This window comes from Sphingopyxis sp. 22461, assembly GCF_052044915.1.
In the GTDB taxonomy this organism is placed as follows: domain Bacteria; phylum Pseudomonadota; class Alphaproteobacteria; order Sphingomonadales; family Sphingomonadaceae; genus Sphingopyxis.
Map to the genome: position 1 here is coordinate 67,318 of NZ_JBQENY010000008.1, position 14,862 is coordinate 82,179.

The 14,862-nt window shown below is 67.9% G+C and carries 9 protein-coding genes; 1 reads left to right on the forward strand and 8 read right to left on the reverse strand.

Going from position 1 to position 14,862, the window contains the following annotated elements; translation table 11 throughout:
* Positions 1–9 precede the first annotated feature (9 nt).
* Positions 10–2,274, reverse strand: a complete 2,265-nt coding sequence (locus tag ACTJI5_RS14375; RefSeq protein ID WP_058801255.1) for a TonB-dependent receptor — start codon at positions 2,272–2,274, stop codon at positions 10–12.
* Positions 2,275–2,521: 247 nt separating this feature from the next.
* On the opposite strand from ACTJI5_RS14375, the gene ACTJI5_RS14380 reads away from it, so the two are divergent.
* Positions 2,522–3,217 (forward strand): CerR family C-terminal domain-containing protein, encoded by a 696-nt coding sequence (locus ACTJI5_RS14380; protein WP_058537788.1) that lies wholly within the window; start codon positions 2,522–2,524, stop codon positions 3,215–3,217.
* Between the two features lie 63 nt (positions 3,218–3,280).
* On the opposite strand, the gene trxA is transcribed toward ACTJI5_RS14380, so the two are convergent.
* From trxA to ACTJI5_RS14415, 7 genes are all read right to left on the reverse strand, one after another.
* The gene (trxA, locus tag ACTJI5_RS14385) at positions 3,281–3,601 is read right to left on the reverse strand and encodes a thioredoxin TrxA (protein ID WP_037513673.1); all 321 of its coding nucleotides are present in this window, start codon (positions 3,599–3,601) and stop codon (positions 3,281–3,283) included.
* A gap of 63 nt (positions 3,602–3,664) precedes the next feature.
* Positions 3,665–7,165: a double-strand break repair helicase AddA gene (addA, locus tag ACTJI5_RS14390; RefSeq protein WP_440860805.1), complete on the reverse strand. Its 3,501-nt coding sequence runs from the start codon at positions 7,163–7,165 to the stop codon at positions 3,665–3,667.
* Entirely contained in the window at positions 7,162–10,176 is a 3,015-nt protein-coding gene (addB, locus tag ACTJI5_RS14395) for a double-strand break repair protein AddB (RefSeq protein WP_440860806.1), read from the reverse strand. The genes addA and addB overlap by 4 nt, the downstream gene beginning before the upstream one ends.
* Before the next feature lie 179 nt (positions 10,177–10,355).
* The gene (locus ACTJI5_RS14400) at positions 10,356–11,075 is read right to left on the reverse strand and encodes a nucleotidyltransferase family protein (protein WP_440860807.1); all 720 of its coding nucleotides are present in this window, start codon (positions 11,073–11,075) and stop codon (positions 10,356–10,358) included.
* Positions 11,072–12,043 (reverse strand): aminoglycoside phosphotransferase family protein, encoded by a 972-nt coding sequence (locus ACTJI5_RS14405; protein ID WP_440860808.1) that lies wholly within the window; start codon positions 12,041–12,043, stop codon positions 11,072–11,074. Before ACTJI5_RS14405 ends, ACTJI5_RS14400 begins: the two co-directional genes overlap by 4 nt.
* A complete protein-coding gene (gene tsaE, locus ACTJI5_RS14410) occupies positions 12,040–12,492 on the reverse strand; it encodes a tRNA (adenosine(37)-N6)-threonylcarbamoyltransferase complex ATPase subunit type 1 TsaE (protein ID WP_440860809.1) in 453 nt (150 codons plus the stop codon). The genes ACTJI5_RS14405 and tsaE overlap by 4 nt, the downstream gene beginning before the upstream one ends.
* Entirely contained in the window at positions 12,489–14,852 is a 2,364-nt protein-coding gene (locus ACTJI5_RS14415; protein ID WP_440860810.1) for a PAS-domain containing protein, read from the reverse strand. Before ACTJI5_RS14415 ends, tsaE begins: the two co-directional genes overlap by 4 nt.
* Between the last annotated feature and the right edge of the window lie 10 nt (positions 14,853–14,862).

A 14,862-nucleotide genomic window follows, 5' to 3' on the forward strand; every position in this document is an offset into this window, starting at 1 on the left:
ATACCGTGCCTAGAAGCGCAACACGGCTTCCAGATTGACCGTCCGCGGCGCGTTGATCATCACGACATGGCTGTTGCCGCCGAGCAGCGGCGTGTTGATCGCCTGGCTGAACGTTACCTCATTCGTCAGGTTACGCCCGACGAGCGCGAGTTCCCACGCGCCATCTTCCTTGCGGATCGCCAGGCGCGCGTCGAACTTCGCGTAACCCGGCTGCGTATTGAGCGGGTTCAGATCGCCCTGCAAATAGGATTTCGACGTGTAGTCGGCGGCGCCGCGCGCGCTGACGATCAGGTCATCGCTCACCGGCACATCGAACTGCACATAGCCCGATGCCTTCCATTCGGGCGCGCGGGTCAGGCGCACGCCGGACAGATTGTTCGTCGCGGGCGTGCAGCCGGCCGGCGCGTTGTACAGGCAGGGGCCGCCCGGATAATCGTTATATTTCGCGTCCAGATACGCCCCCGTAGCGCCGAGGCTGACGACCCGACTCGGCCGGTAGCGCGCCTCGACCTCGACGCCCTGCGCGGTTGCCTTGGCAGCGTTGCCGGTGATGAAGGCAGTGCCATTGTACGACGACACCTGCAGATTGGCGAAGCGCGTGCGGAACAGCGCGATGTCGAGGTCGAGCTTGCGGTCGAACAGGCGCATTTTCGTGCCGAGTTCCCACGCGCGCGCGCGTTCGTCGTCGAAGTCGAAACGGCCGTTGTTGTTGCGGATATTATAGAGGAGCAGTCCATCGTTCGACAGGAAGCCCCCGCCCTTCGTTCCCGTCGCATAGCTGACATAGGCCGACACCGCCGGGCTGAATTCGTAGCGGAGGCGGAGCGAATAATCCCAGAGTTTCTCGGTCCGGTTGCCGCTGATGTCGAAATCGAGGTTGTTCGCGGGGATACGCGGCCCGACGTTGGTGCTCGTCCCGCGCGCTTCCTTCTTTTCATGGCTGTAACGCAGGCTGCCGCTGAAGGTCAGCGCGTCGGTCAGTTCCGCCTCGACGATCGCAAAGGGCGATAGCGACCAGGACGACTGGGTGAAGCCGCGCTTCCCCTCGGCCTGCGGCAGCGTCGTCCCCACCAGATTGCCGTTGTAGCTGATGAGCTGCAGGATATCGAGGTCGGCGTCGGTGTAAGTCGCGCCGAACGCGAGGTTGATCCCGGCGGCGACGTCGCGCGAGACGCGCAGTTCCTGGAAGAACTGGCTGCTCTCTTCGGCCTGCAGCGTGTTGAGCAGGTTGATCGGGCCGGGAATGGTGTTGAACGTGCGCTCCGAATCCACCGCCTGATAAGCGGTGATCGAGGTGACCGACCAGTCGCCCGGGGTCCAGTTCATCGTCATCGCGCCGGTGCGCGACTTGGTGACGTCATATTCCTCCGGAAAACCGCGGCTGAACCGCCAGAAACCGGGCTTGTCCTGCGCGTCGGCACCGCCGCTGGCATTACGGACGATGTTGCAGAGGTTGCAGTTCGGATTGCCGATATTGTTGTAGACGGCGTTCGACCCGTTGATTTCGTTTCGGAACCCCTCGGCCTTGAGCAGGATTTCGAAATCCTCGCTCGGCTCCCACAGCAATTGGGCGCGCCCCGAGCGATATTTCGACCCATTGTCGTCGAAACCCGTCAGCCGGTTTTCGATATAGCCGTCGGCCTGCCCTGCACCGCCGCTCAGCCGGACGCTCAGCGTGTCGCTGATCGGTCCGGACAGATAGCCGCTGAAATTCATGCCGCCTTCGGCCAGTTCGGTTCCGGCGCGGAACTCGGCCTCGAAATCGCGCGTCGGGCGGCGCGTTATCATGCTGATCGCACCGGCATTGGTGTTCTTTCCGAACAGCGCGCCCTGCGGTCCGCGAACGACCTCGATGCGTTCGACGTCGAGGAACGGCACCTGCAACGACCGCGCGCGGCTGGAATAGACGCCGTCGACGAACAGCCCGACCGATTGCTCGAACGCCAGATTGTTCGCGCCCGAGCCGAGCCCGCGGATCGTGATCGCGTAATTGCCGTTGGTGTTGTCGATCTGGAGGTTGGGAACCGACGACTGGAGGTCGGTGAACAGGCGCTGCCCCTGCTGCTCGATCGCGTCGCCCGTCACGACGCCCACCGAAATGGGCACTTCCTGAAGCGTTTGCGGGCGGCGCGAGGCGGTGACGATGATGTCTTCGCTGCCCGCCGTCCCTGTCGTCGCGGCCGCTTCGGCCTCCTGCGCCGCCGCGGGATGGGCAACCGCGATCATCAAGCTTCCGGTGGCGAGCGCCGTCAAGGCCCGGTGGTGGCGTGTCATCCATCTCTCTCCCATGTTCACGGCCAACGCCCCCGCAGACGCGTTCCCAGCGCCCTCGACTCCGCGGCCTCCCATATTATGTATCAAATGATATATTTCGGAATGACCAAAATCAATAGTATTCTAAGTATTTTTTGGAAGGCCGCCAAAAGCTCCATATTCCGCCGGAAATCGGATGTTTGCCAACCTGCGGGCATTTGCTTTACGCATGGCAGATCGATTGCGGCGAAGAGCTTTGAGGTTGATAATGACGATGGGAGATACGGACGAAGGGCCCGTTGCGCAGCCCGGAAGAGACGCGGTGTCGAACGCGTCGCGCAAGGGCGACCAATCGCGCCAGCGCATATTGGAGGCGGCGCTGATCGAATTCGGGGCGGCGGGATTCAAATCCGCGACGACGCGCCGCATCGCCGAACGGGCGAAAACGACGCTTCCGCCGCTAAACTATTATTTCGGCAGCAAGGAAGGGCTATACCGCGCGTGCGCGGAGGAGATCGTGACGCGTTTCGAACGCGCGAACCATGATGCCGTGGCCGGGGCAAGGCGGACCATCGAGGCGGCATCGGGCCCGGAAGAGGCGCGCGACGCGCTCAAAAAGCTGATGGCCGCATCGGTGGAACTGATATTGGGCAACGCGACCTATGGGCTCGGCAGCGGAATCATCGCCCGCGAACTCGCCGAACCGGGCCCGGCTTTCGATATCTTTTACGATCGCCTGTGGCTGCCCGGCATCGAACGCAACGCGCGGCTGATATCGCGGATCAAGTCGGAGCCCGACGTGTCGGCCGAATCGCGCGTGCAATCGATATTGCTCGTATCGAGCATCCCGTCGTTCCATACCCGGAGGATCGTCGCGCAAAAGGCCATGGGCTGGTCGGCAATCGGTGCTGCGGAGCTAGCGCTTGTCACGAAAGTCCTGCATCTCCAGATCGACCGGGTGTAAGCTCGATGGCTGAGCTCAATAATATCGTCACCCCGGACTTGGTCCGGGATGACGAAAATAGGGTCAGAGCGCGCCTTCGAGCCAGCCCTTGAGCGCGCTTTTCGGCGCCGCGCCGACCTTGGTGTCGGCGATCTCGCCATTTTTGAACAGGATCATCGTCGGGATTCCGCGCACGCCATATTTGCCCGGCGCATCGGGATTTTCGTCGATGTTGATCTTGGCAATCACCACCTTGCCCGCGAGCTCGTCCGAGATTTCCTCGAGCGACGGGCCGATCATCTTGCACGGACCGCACCATTCGGCCCAGAAATCGACAAGCACGGGGGTATCGCTGTCGAGCACGTCCGACTGGAAGCTCGCATCGGTGATCGCTTTGGTACTCATAGTCTGAACTCCTGAAATATCGTTGCCGCCAAGCTAAGGCGTCGGCGCGTCCGGCTCAAGGGCTCAACCCGGCAAATTCGCCTTGGTTGCGGGCAAGCCCGGCTTGTAAGCGTCGAGCAGGTTGTCTCCGAGCAAGATCAGCCGGGGCCCGGCCGTGTAGAGCAACGCCGCCTCGACGCGCCGACCGGGAAAGATCACCCGCAGCGCATCGCGATAGGCCGCCATCTGCCGCAGGTATGCGGGCGCGACATCGGCCGCATGCGCCGGCACATGCCGCCCGGTCTTATAGTCGATCACCGTCACCGTGTCGGGTGTGACGAGCAGCCTGTCGACGATCCCCGCCACGACCACGCCGTCGACGACCGCCGACAGCGGCGCTTCACCCAGCGACCCGGGACCGAAAAGCGCGGCGTGCGCCGGATCCTCGATCACCGCGAGCACTTCGTCGACCATCGCCGCGCGCGCCCCCTCGTCGAGCGCCGCCGCCTGTACCGCGAGCCAGTGCAATGCGGCCGCGCGACGCCGCCCGGCCAGCACCGGCGGCAGTCGCTCGAACAGCGCGTGGAGCAGCAAACCGCGCTCGACCGCGACCGCACGCTCGCCCCCCTGCGGCGGCGATGCCACATCGTCCTCGCCCAGCGCCGACGGCGCGAGCGGCCGCGGCGGGCGCGCCTCCTCGGGGGCGGGCTTCGTCGCCCAGGGCGGCACGACAACCGGCGGCGCCACCTGCCTCGTCCTGTCCTTCGGCGGACGCGCCCATTTCTTCGGCTGCACCGCATACACGCGCTTGCGGCCCCAGCGCGGCCCGGCGTCCTGCCAATCGGCGCCCATGTCGGCCATCACCGCATCGACCGCGCTGTGCCAATTATTGTCGGGCAGGCTGCGGTCGGCGGTCTTGGTGATCCCGGTGACCACCAGCAATTCCTCGGCGCGCGTCATCGCGACATAGAGCAATCGCCAATGCTCCTCGCGCTCGGCCGCTTCCTTGTCGTCATGCGCCTTGGCGATCGCGCCGTGCCGTTCGTCCTTGCCCAGCCCGAATACCGGCAATTTCTCCCACGCGCCCATCGACACGTCGAAGGTCAGCCGCCGCGGCCGCGGGTCGTCGGTCGCATCGGCGAGGATGACGATCGGCGCCTGCAGCCCCTTCGACCCGTGCACCGTCATCACCCGCACAACGTCGCTGCGCGCCTCGGTCTGGCGTTTGATCTCGGCGGTGCTGGCGGCGATGTGGGCGAGGAAGCCGAGCAGCGATGGTGCTTCCCGCCGTTCGAAGGCGAGCGCCTGGCCGAGCAATTCGTCGATCGGATCGCGCGCTTCGCGGCCCAGCCGGCGGTACAGCTTCCGCCGCCCGCCCAGCGGCCCCGACAGGATGGCGTCGAGGAAACGAAAGGGCGTGGTGAAGTCGGCCATGCCGAGCAATCCGCGCAAGGCCGCCATCGTTTCGGGCGGCGCATCGCTTTCGCGTGCGCGAAGCTGTTCCCACAAGGCGCGGCCCTTGCGGCCATAGGCAAAGCCGAACAGGTCGTCCTGCGTCCAGCCGAGCAGCGGCGAGACCAGCAAGCCGGCGAGGTTGAGGTCGTCGAGCGGCTGGACCGCGAAGCGCATCGCGGCGAGCAGATCCTGCACCGCGAGCGACTGCGTCAACGAAAAACGATCGACCCCCGCGACCGGCACGTGCCGCGATTGCAGCCGCGCGACGATCCGCGCCGCAAGGTCGCGGCGGCGGCGGACGAGGATCAATATGTCGCCCGGCGCGACGCTCCGCCCGTCCTTGCCATGTTCGATCCAGTCCTGCACCTCGTCGGCAATCGCGCGCGACAGGCGCAGGCTCGCGGGGTCGCTCGCCGCCGCGGAGGAGTCGCCCGGTCCGGTGTCTTCGTCGCCGTCCTCGCGATCGCCCTCGTCGTCGGCAGCGGCATCGAGCGCTTTCCCGACCGGGAGCGGCTCCCACAGCTCGACGCGGCCCGCACGGTCGCGGTTGAAATCGGCGGGGATGTGCGGCGGCTCGTCGCTTTCCAGCCCCATCAATTCGGGCGCGCCCGCCGCGATCCATGCATCGACGACGTCGAGCATCGCGGGGCTCGAGCGGTAGTTGGTGTCGAGATCGACATCCTCGAACGGCCTGCCGCCCGCCATCGCGCGCTCGCCAAAGCGAATGCGCGCCGCCTCGAACGCCGCGGGTTCGGTGCCCTGAAAGCCGAAGATCGCCTGCTTGCGGTCGCCGACGGTGAACATCGTGCGGACGCGGTCGTCCTTCGCGCCCAGCCCGGCGAAAAACTCCGCCGCGAGCGACAGGATGATCGCCCATTGCCGCGCGTTGGTGTCCTGCGCCTCGTCGACCAAGATATGATCGGTGCGCTGGTCGAGCTTGAAGCGCACCCAGTCGCCGAAATCGCCGGTGGCGAGCAGGTGACCGGCGATGCTGATCAGGTCGTCGAAATCGGCATAACCCTTGTCGCGCTTGGCGAGGGCGTAGGCTTCGGCAAAGCGGCTACCGAGGTCCCACGCCGCCGCCAGATCGTCGGCGACCTGCATCGCGGTGGCGGTTGCCAAAAGATCGCCGGTGGCGGCAACGATCCGTTCGGCGGCGCCCAGGCAGCCGCGCATCGCGCCCTTTTCCTTGGTGTAGTCGGCGCGCAGATCGCCCGTCCCGGTCAGGAAGCAGCCGCGCACCGCGGCCAGCATCGCCGCGCGCCCATGCGGATCGGCGCGGTGCCAGTCGTCCATGATGTCGGCGCGCGCATCGCCGGTCTTGGTCGCCCAGTCGCGGCCGCTGAGGGCCACGGCCGCGATATCGGCATCGGCGACGGCGCCGCCGGCAATCGCCGCGGCGCGCCAGTCGGCGGGGTCGCCCTGCGGCAGGCCGAGCGCGGTTCGCAGGTCGGTCGCCCGCGGCGCGAGGCGCGGGGCATTCGCCGCGGTAAAGCTGCTCGCGCAGCGCGCGAGGAAGGCGATGGCGGCATCCTGTCCCAGCCGGCGCGACAGCATCGCGGCGATGCTTCGCATATGATCGCCGTCGTCCCCCGGTTGCGACAAAAGCTTGCCCAGCACCTCGCGCTGCAGCGCGCGCGCCTCGCTATCTTCGAGTGCGCGGAACCCCGGCAATATCCGCGCCTCGAGCGGGAAGCTGGCGAGCAGGGTCTGGCAAAAGCTGTGGATCGTCTGGACGCGAACCGCGCCGCCGGGGCTGTCGATCACCGTCGCGAACAAGGATCGCGCGCGTTCGATCAGCGCCGGGACGCCGCGGTCATAACCGATGAATTCAAGGTCCAGTCCCAGCGCCCCCAGTTCGGTGCGCAGGTCGCCGTCGTCCATCCGCACCCACATCGCGAGCCGCTCGTGGATGCGATGCGCCATTTCGGCCGCGCCCGCCTTGGTGAAGGTGATACACAGGATCGCCTCGGGCGATACGCCTTCGAGCATCAGGCGCAGCACGCGCGCCGACAGCACCTGCGTCTTGCCCGTCCCCGCCGACGCGCCCAGCCAGACATGATCGTCGGGCTGCGCCGCGGCGCGTTGCCCGTTGTCGAGCATCTTCAGCAGCTTGTCAGGGTCGATCATACCGCCCCCGCTTCCATTCCGCGATCGTCGGCGTCGCCGCGCCCGAACCATTCGTCGCGGCGCATCAAATGGTCGAAATCGGCATAGCGCTTGCCCGTATCGCCCGGAACAAAGGGCTCCTGCCCCAACAGGTAACGCGCGATCAGATCGCCGAATACTTCGCGCGCGCGCTCGACGACCGCCGCGGCCGTCGCGGGTTTGGGTTTTTGCCCGCGGATCGCTTTCACGGCGCCATCGACATCCTTTTTCCGGTCGCGCTTCAATTCCCAATATTCGAATGCGTCGACGATTTCGGGCGCCAGGTCGCCGAGGCCCGCCTCCTGCGCGAGCAAGCCCAGAAGGCCAAGCTGGCTATTGAGCCCTTCGCCCGTCGATTTGGCCGACGGCGCCGCGCCCGTTTTGTAATCGACGATCGCCAGCGTGCCGTCGGCGGTCTGGTCGACGCGGTCGGCGGTCCCGAAAAGCAGGATGCCATCGACGATATGTTCGCCGCGCACCTCGTTGGCGACCGGCCAGCGTTCGTCGCGCGACGCCCAGACGCGCTCGGCCGCCCAGCGCAGCGACGGCTCGATCCGCGGCAACCAGAAAGCGCTGGCCAGCGAATCGAGCGCCGGGTCGGCCCGCAGCGCCGCCAATTCGGCATCGAACGCGGCCTCGGTCAGTCCGGCCGTCTGCCAGTCCTGCAGGAATTTATGGACGCGAATGCCGAACCACTTCGCGTCGGGGCCGCTGCTCAGCGGATCGAGTTCGCTCAGCCGCAAGATCTTTGCCGCATAAAAGGCAAAGGGATCGCGCGCGAGCTGGTCGACCCCGGTCACGCTAATCCGGTCGGGGCGTGCCGCGAGCGGCGGCGCCGGATGCGGCTTTTCGGCCGGCGCGCTGACGCCCGGCGGCACGTCGAGCATCGCAGCAAGCGCCACCACCGATTGCTCGCCCAGCCGCGCCTCGGGCAATTCGCCTGCAAGCGCCGCGAGCCGCAGCCAGAAGCGCGACGCCACCGCCGGGTCACCGCCGCTGCGCTGCGCGCGCGTCACCACCACCTCGCGCGCTGCAAAGGCGCCCGCGAAATCATGCGCCGCCGCGCCCTGCTGACGCTCGGGCGCCGCGAGGCCGAGCATCCGGCGGATGCCCGGCGCGAGCCAAGGGTCGGGGCTTTGCTGCTGCGGCCAGCGGCCCTCGTCGAGCCCGCCGAGGATCATCACATCGGCGCGCTGCAGCCGCGCTTCGAGCAGGCCCCAGATGAACAGGCGTGGGTGCCCGCCATAGGGCGGCCGGACGCTCTCGCCCGACAAGAGATCGGCCAGCATCGCCGGGAAATCCGCGGGCGCGACGAGCGCCGGGCCGTCGCCCTTCGCGAGCGCCCAGCGGTCGAACAATTCGGACAGCGCCCGCCCCGCATGCCCCGTCCACGCCCCTTCGCCGGTCAGCCAGCCGAGCGCCGCCTGCAACGCGCCGAGCAGGACCGAAGGCGGCGCGGGAACGCCCGCCGCGAAGGGCGCAAGCGCCGTGCCCAGACCGGCGGCGACATCGCCCCACCAGTCGCCGATCGCCTCAGCTTCGGCATGGCCGCGCCCTTTGGAATCATCGGCGCGTTCGGCGATGCGCGCGGTGACTCCGCCCCAGCCGGGCACCAGCCCCGGCCCGCGCAGCACGAGGTCGAGCCGGCGTACCTGATCGAGCCAGCCAAGCCGCGCCGCACCCGCGCGCACGAGCGGATGTCCGAGCAGCGCGACCAGCCGCACCGGATCGAACGCCGCGGCGAATTCGGCGAGCGCGAGCAGCAGCGCCCCCGGCGGCGTCTGCCCGAGCGGCTGCCCCGCGCTGTCGTCGACCGAAATATCCCAGCGCGCGAGCGCCGCCGCGACCCTGGTGGCAAGCGCGCGGTCGGGGGTCACCAGTGCGGCGGTGCGCGTGGGCGTTTCGAGCGCGTGGCGCATCATCAGCGCAATCCCCTGCGCCTCCTGTCCATCGTCGGCGAACACCGCCGCCGTGACTCCAGCAATGCCGGCCCCCAAATCCCCCGCCCGCTGCCAGCGCGCGGTATAGGCGGCGGGCGCAAAGAGCAGCGAGGCGAAGGGCGCGCGCGCATCGGGGCCATCGAAGGGCGACGTCGCGTCCCACGCCTGCACCTCGTCGCGCGCCACCCCCATGCGCCCGAGCAGCAGCTTCAGATGATATTGCGGGTGCGTCTCGAGCGGACGTTCATGGGGCCTCTCAGGGTCGGGCTTGACCGGCCCCAGCGCATCCCATTCCTCGCCCGCCATGCCGAGGTCGAGCCCCGGCAGGACGACCATGCCGTCGGCCAGATCGGCGACGGTACGCAGCAGCCGCGCGATTGCGGGCGCGGCCGTCGCGACACCGGCCGCGACCACGAACCGCGCGGGCGGTGCGACGCGCCACCCCTCGGTCACCCGGCCGAGCAGACGGTTGCGGCGATCGGCGCGGTCGATATGCCCCGTCGCGGCGAGCCGCTTCGGCCACTGATCGACGAGCAGCGACAACCGCCGCCACGACGCCTGCCAATGCCCGGCAAGGTCGCCGAGCGCGCTTTCGATATCGGCGAGCCGCGCGGGCGCGATCTCTTCATAATGGAGCTGGTCGATCACGCGCCCCAGCCCCTCGGCGAGCTGGAACGCCGCGGCGCCGGTGATCGGTTCCTCGCCCGCCGGATTATGCTTCTCGATCAACCCCGCGAGCATCAGCCGCCGCTTGAGCGCATCGATCGCGGGCGGGATCGCATCGCTCTCGTCGATCGGGTCGAGCGCGAGCGCGACGCTTTCATCGAGGTCGGCGTCGCCGATCACCGCGAGCCGTGGCATCAGCAGCCCGTTGCCGCCCGCGCGCACGAACGCGGCTTGCACCGCGCTCCGCGCGCGATTGCTCGGCAGTATGATCAGGCCCTGTGCCAGCCCCAGCGCACCGTCGGCGTAGCGCGCGATCAATCCGGCGGCGAGCGCATCGGCGAAGGCCCGCTGGACGGGAATGGAAAAGACGGTGGGATGCGGGGTCATCCTCTCCCTATCTAGAGCAGGGCTTCGATACGCAAGCCGATCCTCCCTGCGGCGCAGCCGTGGGGAGGGGGACCACCCGAAGGGTGGTGGAGGGGGTGCGACGTCGCGTCATCGCCCCTCCGTCAGCGGCTCCGCCGCTGCCACCTCCCCATGCCTTCGGCACAGGGAGGATCGAGCGATCAGCCATCCGTCAGCGCGGCTTCGGTCGGCGCGATGCTCGCCGGGGTGCCGACGTCGAACCACTGCCCCATGTGCGACAGACCGAAAAGCCGCCCCGCCGCAATCGCGCGGTCCCACAATATGTTGGTCGAAAACGCCCCCTCGGGCGCATCGTCGAGCAGCCGCGGCGAGATGAGCTGGATGCCGGTATAGACAAAGGGCGCAATCCGCCCCGGCTTGCGGCGGCTGAGTTTGCCATCGCCGTCCATGTGGAAATCGCCGCGCCCGCCGTGCCCGGTCGCGCTCGCCTGCCGGATCAGGAGCAGCAGCGCGTCCATCCGCTCACCATCCCAGTGGCGCGCGAGGTACCGGATGCTGTCCTGCGGCCCGTCGGTCCAGATATTGTCGCTGTTGACGATCAGGATCGGGTCGCCCGTAAGCTGCGGCAGCGCCTTGACCATCCCGCCGCCGGTTTCGAGCAGCAGGTCGCGCTCGTCCGAAATCGCGATGCTGAAACGGCGCTTCTGCGCCGCCAGATGCGCTTCGAGCGCGTCGGCGAGATAATGGACGTTGACGACGACATGCTCGACCCCCGCTGCCTCGATCCGGTCGAGGCTATGGTCGATCAACGCCTTGCCCGCGACGCGCACCAGCGGTTTCGGACGCGTCGCGGTGAGCGGGCGCATGCGCTTGCCGAGCCCGGCCGCCATCACCATCGCGCTTTCGATCTTCACGCTCACAACCAAGCCTCCGCCCGTTTCGAAGCGGGGACATTGGCGTCGAACCATTGCCGAACGGGGACAAGCGCCGGATGCGTCAGATCGCGTTCGAGCAGCCCCCACATGCGCGGCTGGAAGCTCTTGTAATGTGGCTTGTTGTCGCGCTTCCACAGCCGGACGAATACGCCGAGGATGCGCGTGTTGCGCTGCGCCGCGAGCGCCCAATAGGCATTCTCGATGTCCTGCCCCGTCGCTTGCATGTAGCGCGCGAGCATCGCGGCCTCGACCGCCGGGCTGACGTCGCGCCGCGCATCCTCAAGCACCGAGGCGAGGTCATAGGCAGGGTGGCCGACGAGCGCGTCCTGGAAATCGAGCAGGCCGTAATGCGCGATGCCGTCCTTGCCGGGCACCAGCATGATATTTTCGGCATGATAGTCGCGCAGCACCGTGACGCGCGGCAGGCCGTCTGTTTCGACCGGCGTCAGCACTTCCGCCCACGCGGCGCGAAACGCGTCGCGGTCGACGTCGATGTCGAAGGCCGGGCAATACCAGTCGCTGAACAGCATCACCTCGTCGAGCCATTGGTCGAGCCCGTGCACCGGCAGCCCCTCCATCGGCGGCCGCGCGTGGAGGTGGACGAGCAGGTCGGTGACCCCGGCATAATAACCGGCCTCGGTATGCGGCGCCTCATCGACCGTTTCGCGCAGCCGCACGTCGCCGAAATCGTCGATCAGCAGCAGGCCGCGCTCCAGATCGCGCGCGAGGATCGTCGGCGCGGTCAGTCCCTGTTCGCAAAGGAATTCGGCGACCGCGATAAACGGCCGCGGGTCCTCATGCGGCGGCGGCGCGTCCATCAGCACCGCCTGCCGGTCGCCGTCGACGATCCGGAAATAGCGGCGGAAGGACGCGTCGCCGGCGAGCGGCAAAATCTGGGCGTCGCCCCAGCCATGCGCGGCGAGAAAGGCGGGCGCATGGGGGGGCGGAATCATCGGAGCGGCCATCTTGCTCCCCAAGCGGCAGGCACATCGGCTGTCAAGACGCGCGCGCCGCCCTCACCCGAAATCGTGAGCAGCAGCGCGTCCGGCCAGCCTTCGCCGCCCAGCCGTTCGGGCCATTCGATCAGCAGTGCGCCGTCATAAAGATAATCGTCGAGCCCCAGCTCGATCAGCTCTTCACTATCGTCGATGCGATAGAGGTCGACATGCGCGATGGGCAGATCGACCTCGGGCGGCGCATAGGGCTGCACGATTGCAAAGGTCGGGCTCGGCGCCTCGCCCGCGAGCCCGCGTGCCTTCAGCATCGCGCGCGCCAGCGTCGTCTTGCCCGCGCCAAGGCCGCCCGACAATAAAACGACGTCGCCCGCGATCAGCGCCGTCCCGATCGCAGCGCCAATCCGCCCGGCATCGTCCAAGCCATAGTTGCAGGTAAAAACCGTCATGCGCCGCGCGGCAGACTGATCCGCACGAGCGTGCCCTGGCCTTGCTCGCTCACCACTTCCATCGTCCCGCCGTGCGCCGCGACGAGCTGGCGCGCGAGCGCGAGGCCGATGCCGCCCGTCGCGGTCCCCGCCTGCTGCCCCTTGGCGACCGCGACGGCGGCCTCGGGCATGCCCGGACCGTTATCGGAGACGATGATATCGACGCCGCGCGCGTCGCCATCGGCGTGGAGCAGCACGCGCGCGCCCGATTTGCGCGACGGAGCGGTGAAGCGCACCGCATTGTCGAGCAGCCCCGCGACGAGCCGCGACAGCCGCGGCGCGTCGCCGTCGATGCTGCCGAGGTTCGCTGCGATATTGCCGACGAGTTCGACCTTCTCGCTGTCGGCAAGGGACTTGGCGTCGGCGAGCGCGCCTTCGAGCAGCGCGCGGATATCGACCGGCGCACGCTCGACCGCGAGCGTCCCCGCCTCGCCCTGCGCAAGGTCGAGCACATTGTCGATCTGGCGGGAGAGCACCGCCACCGAATCCATGATCGCATCGATATAGGCGCGCTGCTGATCGCCGAGCTTGCCGGCATAGCCCGCCTGCAGCATCTCGCCGAAGCCGCCGATCGAGGTCAGCGGCGTGCGGAGTTCATAACTCATCCGCGACAGGAAGGCGGTCTTGGCCTTGTCGGCGGCTTCGAGTGCTTCGTTACGTTCGCGCAGCGCTCCTTCCATCTTCCGGCTCGCGGTGATGTCGAGCATGATGAGCAGCGCATTGCCGTCAGGCAGCGGGATCGACGCGAAATCGAAATGGCGCCCGTCGGCGAAGCGAACCTCGCCCACGCGCTGCTGGCGTTCGAGCGTCGCGGCACGGATGACTTCCTGCACGATGCTGATCTGGTTCGGCTTCGCGAGTCGGTCGGCCAGCCCGCTCATCAACGCATCGACACGCGGATGCGCCGCGAGCGTCCCCTCGTCGATGCCCCACAGGCGGCGGAAACGCTGGTTCCACAGATGCAGCCGCCCGTCGGGCGCGAAAACCGCCACCGCCTCGAACAGATTGTCGAAGGTCGCGGTGCGCACGCGCAGCAGCGTGTCGCGCGCGCCCGCAAGCTGCACCTGCTCGGTCTTGTCCTCGGCGATCAGCAACAGCCCGCCATCGGGGGTCGGCTGCGCAACGACATGGAGGTGCGTGCCGTCGCGCAACAGCCAATCCTCTTCGCTCGCCCCCGGCTGCGCGAACCAGTCGACATGGACCTGCCGCCATTCGGGATAGTTGCGCACCTCGGGCGTCCGCCCGCGTTCGCGCCACGCATCGAGCAGCCGCGCGAACGGCAGCGCCTCGGCGACATCGTCGGACTCGATCCCGAACAGGCGGCGGAACGGCAGATTGGCGAAATTGAGCCCCTGATCGGGACCGAATTGCGCAACCGCCGCCGACAAACGGTCGAGCAGCTCGCGCTGCGTGTCGACGAAGCGGCGGTGCGCGCCGCGCTCGGTTTCGAGTTCCTGAATGTCGATCGCATAGCCCGCGATCCCGATCACGCGGCCGCCCTGCGGTGCCAGCGGCACGTCGACGACGCGCATGATGCGGCGTTCGCCTTCGATCGTCACCGGAATCGTGCGTACCTGCGCCGATCCCGCAATGCGCGCTTCGTCGGCGGCTTCGGCGGCGCTCACGCCGGCCACGGTCTCGCACAGCTCGACCCCGCCATCGATCACCGCGACCGCGCTCTTTGCCTCGACCGCGCGGACATAGGCGGTGTTGACGAGCGCGAGATGGAGATCGGTGTCGCGGAACCACATCGGAAAGGGCGCTGCCTCGATCAGTCCCGACAAAGCCTCGAACGCCGCCATCGCCTCGTCGCGCTCGCTGCGCGCATGCGCCAGCGCGCGCTGCCCGTCGGTCGCGTCGCTCAGCCAGAGCAGCACCCCGCCCGATCCGCAGACCGCGTTCGGCGCCGCGGCGCCATGGATGATGATCGCCCGGTCGCCGCCCTCGGGCTTCAGGCTGAGCGTAAAGGGTTTGGCGCCGCGCTGCGCGCCGAGGATCGCCTGCCGCAGCGCATCATGGCCTGCCGCGTCGAGCCCGCTGCCCAACCCCCGCAGCTCGTCGAAATTGCGCGGGCCTTGGCTGAGCCCCAACCAGCGGCCGAGCCGCTCGCTCGCCTCGATCCGCCAGTCGGCGCGGACGATGACGGGAAGCTGGGGCGACGCTTCGACAAGGCTTGCAAGCCGTTCGGCCTGCCCCGCAACGAACGCCGCGCGCCGCTGCATCGCGATCCCACGCACGGTCGCCCAAAATCCGGCGAGCAGCCAGAGTGCGGCGAACAGACCGAGGGCGAACAAAAAGGTCGGGGAAAGCGATCCGCTCATCCCGTCTTAT

What these genes read in the sequence shown, in the direction of transcription:
- ACTJI5_RS14380 (WP_058537788.1), top strand. Translation starts at nt 2,522, where the DNA reads ATGACGATGGGAGATACGGACGAAGGGCCCGTTGCGCAGCCCGGAAGA.
- ACTJI5_RS14405 (WP_440860808.1), bottom strand. Translation starts at nt 12,043, where the DNA reads ATGATTCCGCCCCCCCATGCGCCCGCCTTTCTCGCCGCGCATGGCTGG.
- ACTJI5_RS14415 (WP_440860810.1), bottom strand. Translation starts at nt 14,852, where the DNA reads ATGAGCGGATCGCTTTCCCCGACCTTTTTGTTCGCCCTCGGTCTGTTC.
- ACTJI5_RS14375 (WP_058801255.1), bottom strand. Translation starts at nt 2,274, where the DNA reads ATGACACGCCACCACCGGGCCTTGACGGCGCTCGCCACCGGAAGCTTG.
- trxA (WP_037513673.1), bottom strand. Translation starts at nt 3,601, where the DNA reads ATGAGTACCAAAGCGATCACCGATGCGAGCTTCCAGTCGGACGTGCTC.
- addA (WP_440860805.1), bottom strand. Translation starts at nt 7,165, where the DNA reads ATGATCGACCCTGACAAGCTGCTGAAGATGCTCGACAACGGGCAACGC.
- tsaE (WP_440860809.1), bottom strand. Translation starts at nt 12,492, where the DNA reads ATGACGGTTTTTACCTGCAACTATGGCTTGGACGATGCCGGGCGGATT.
- addB (WP_440860806.1), bottom strand. Translation starts at nt 10,176, where the DNA reads ATGACCCCGCATCCCACCGTCTTTTCCATTCCCGTCCAGCGGGCCTTC.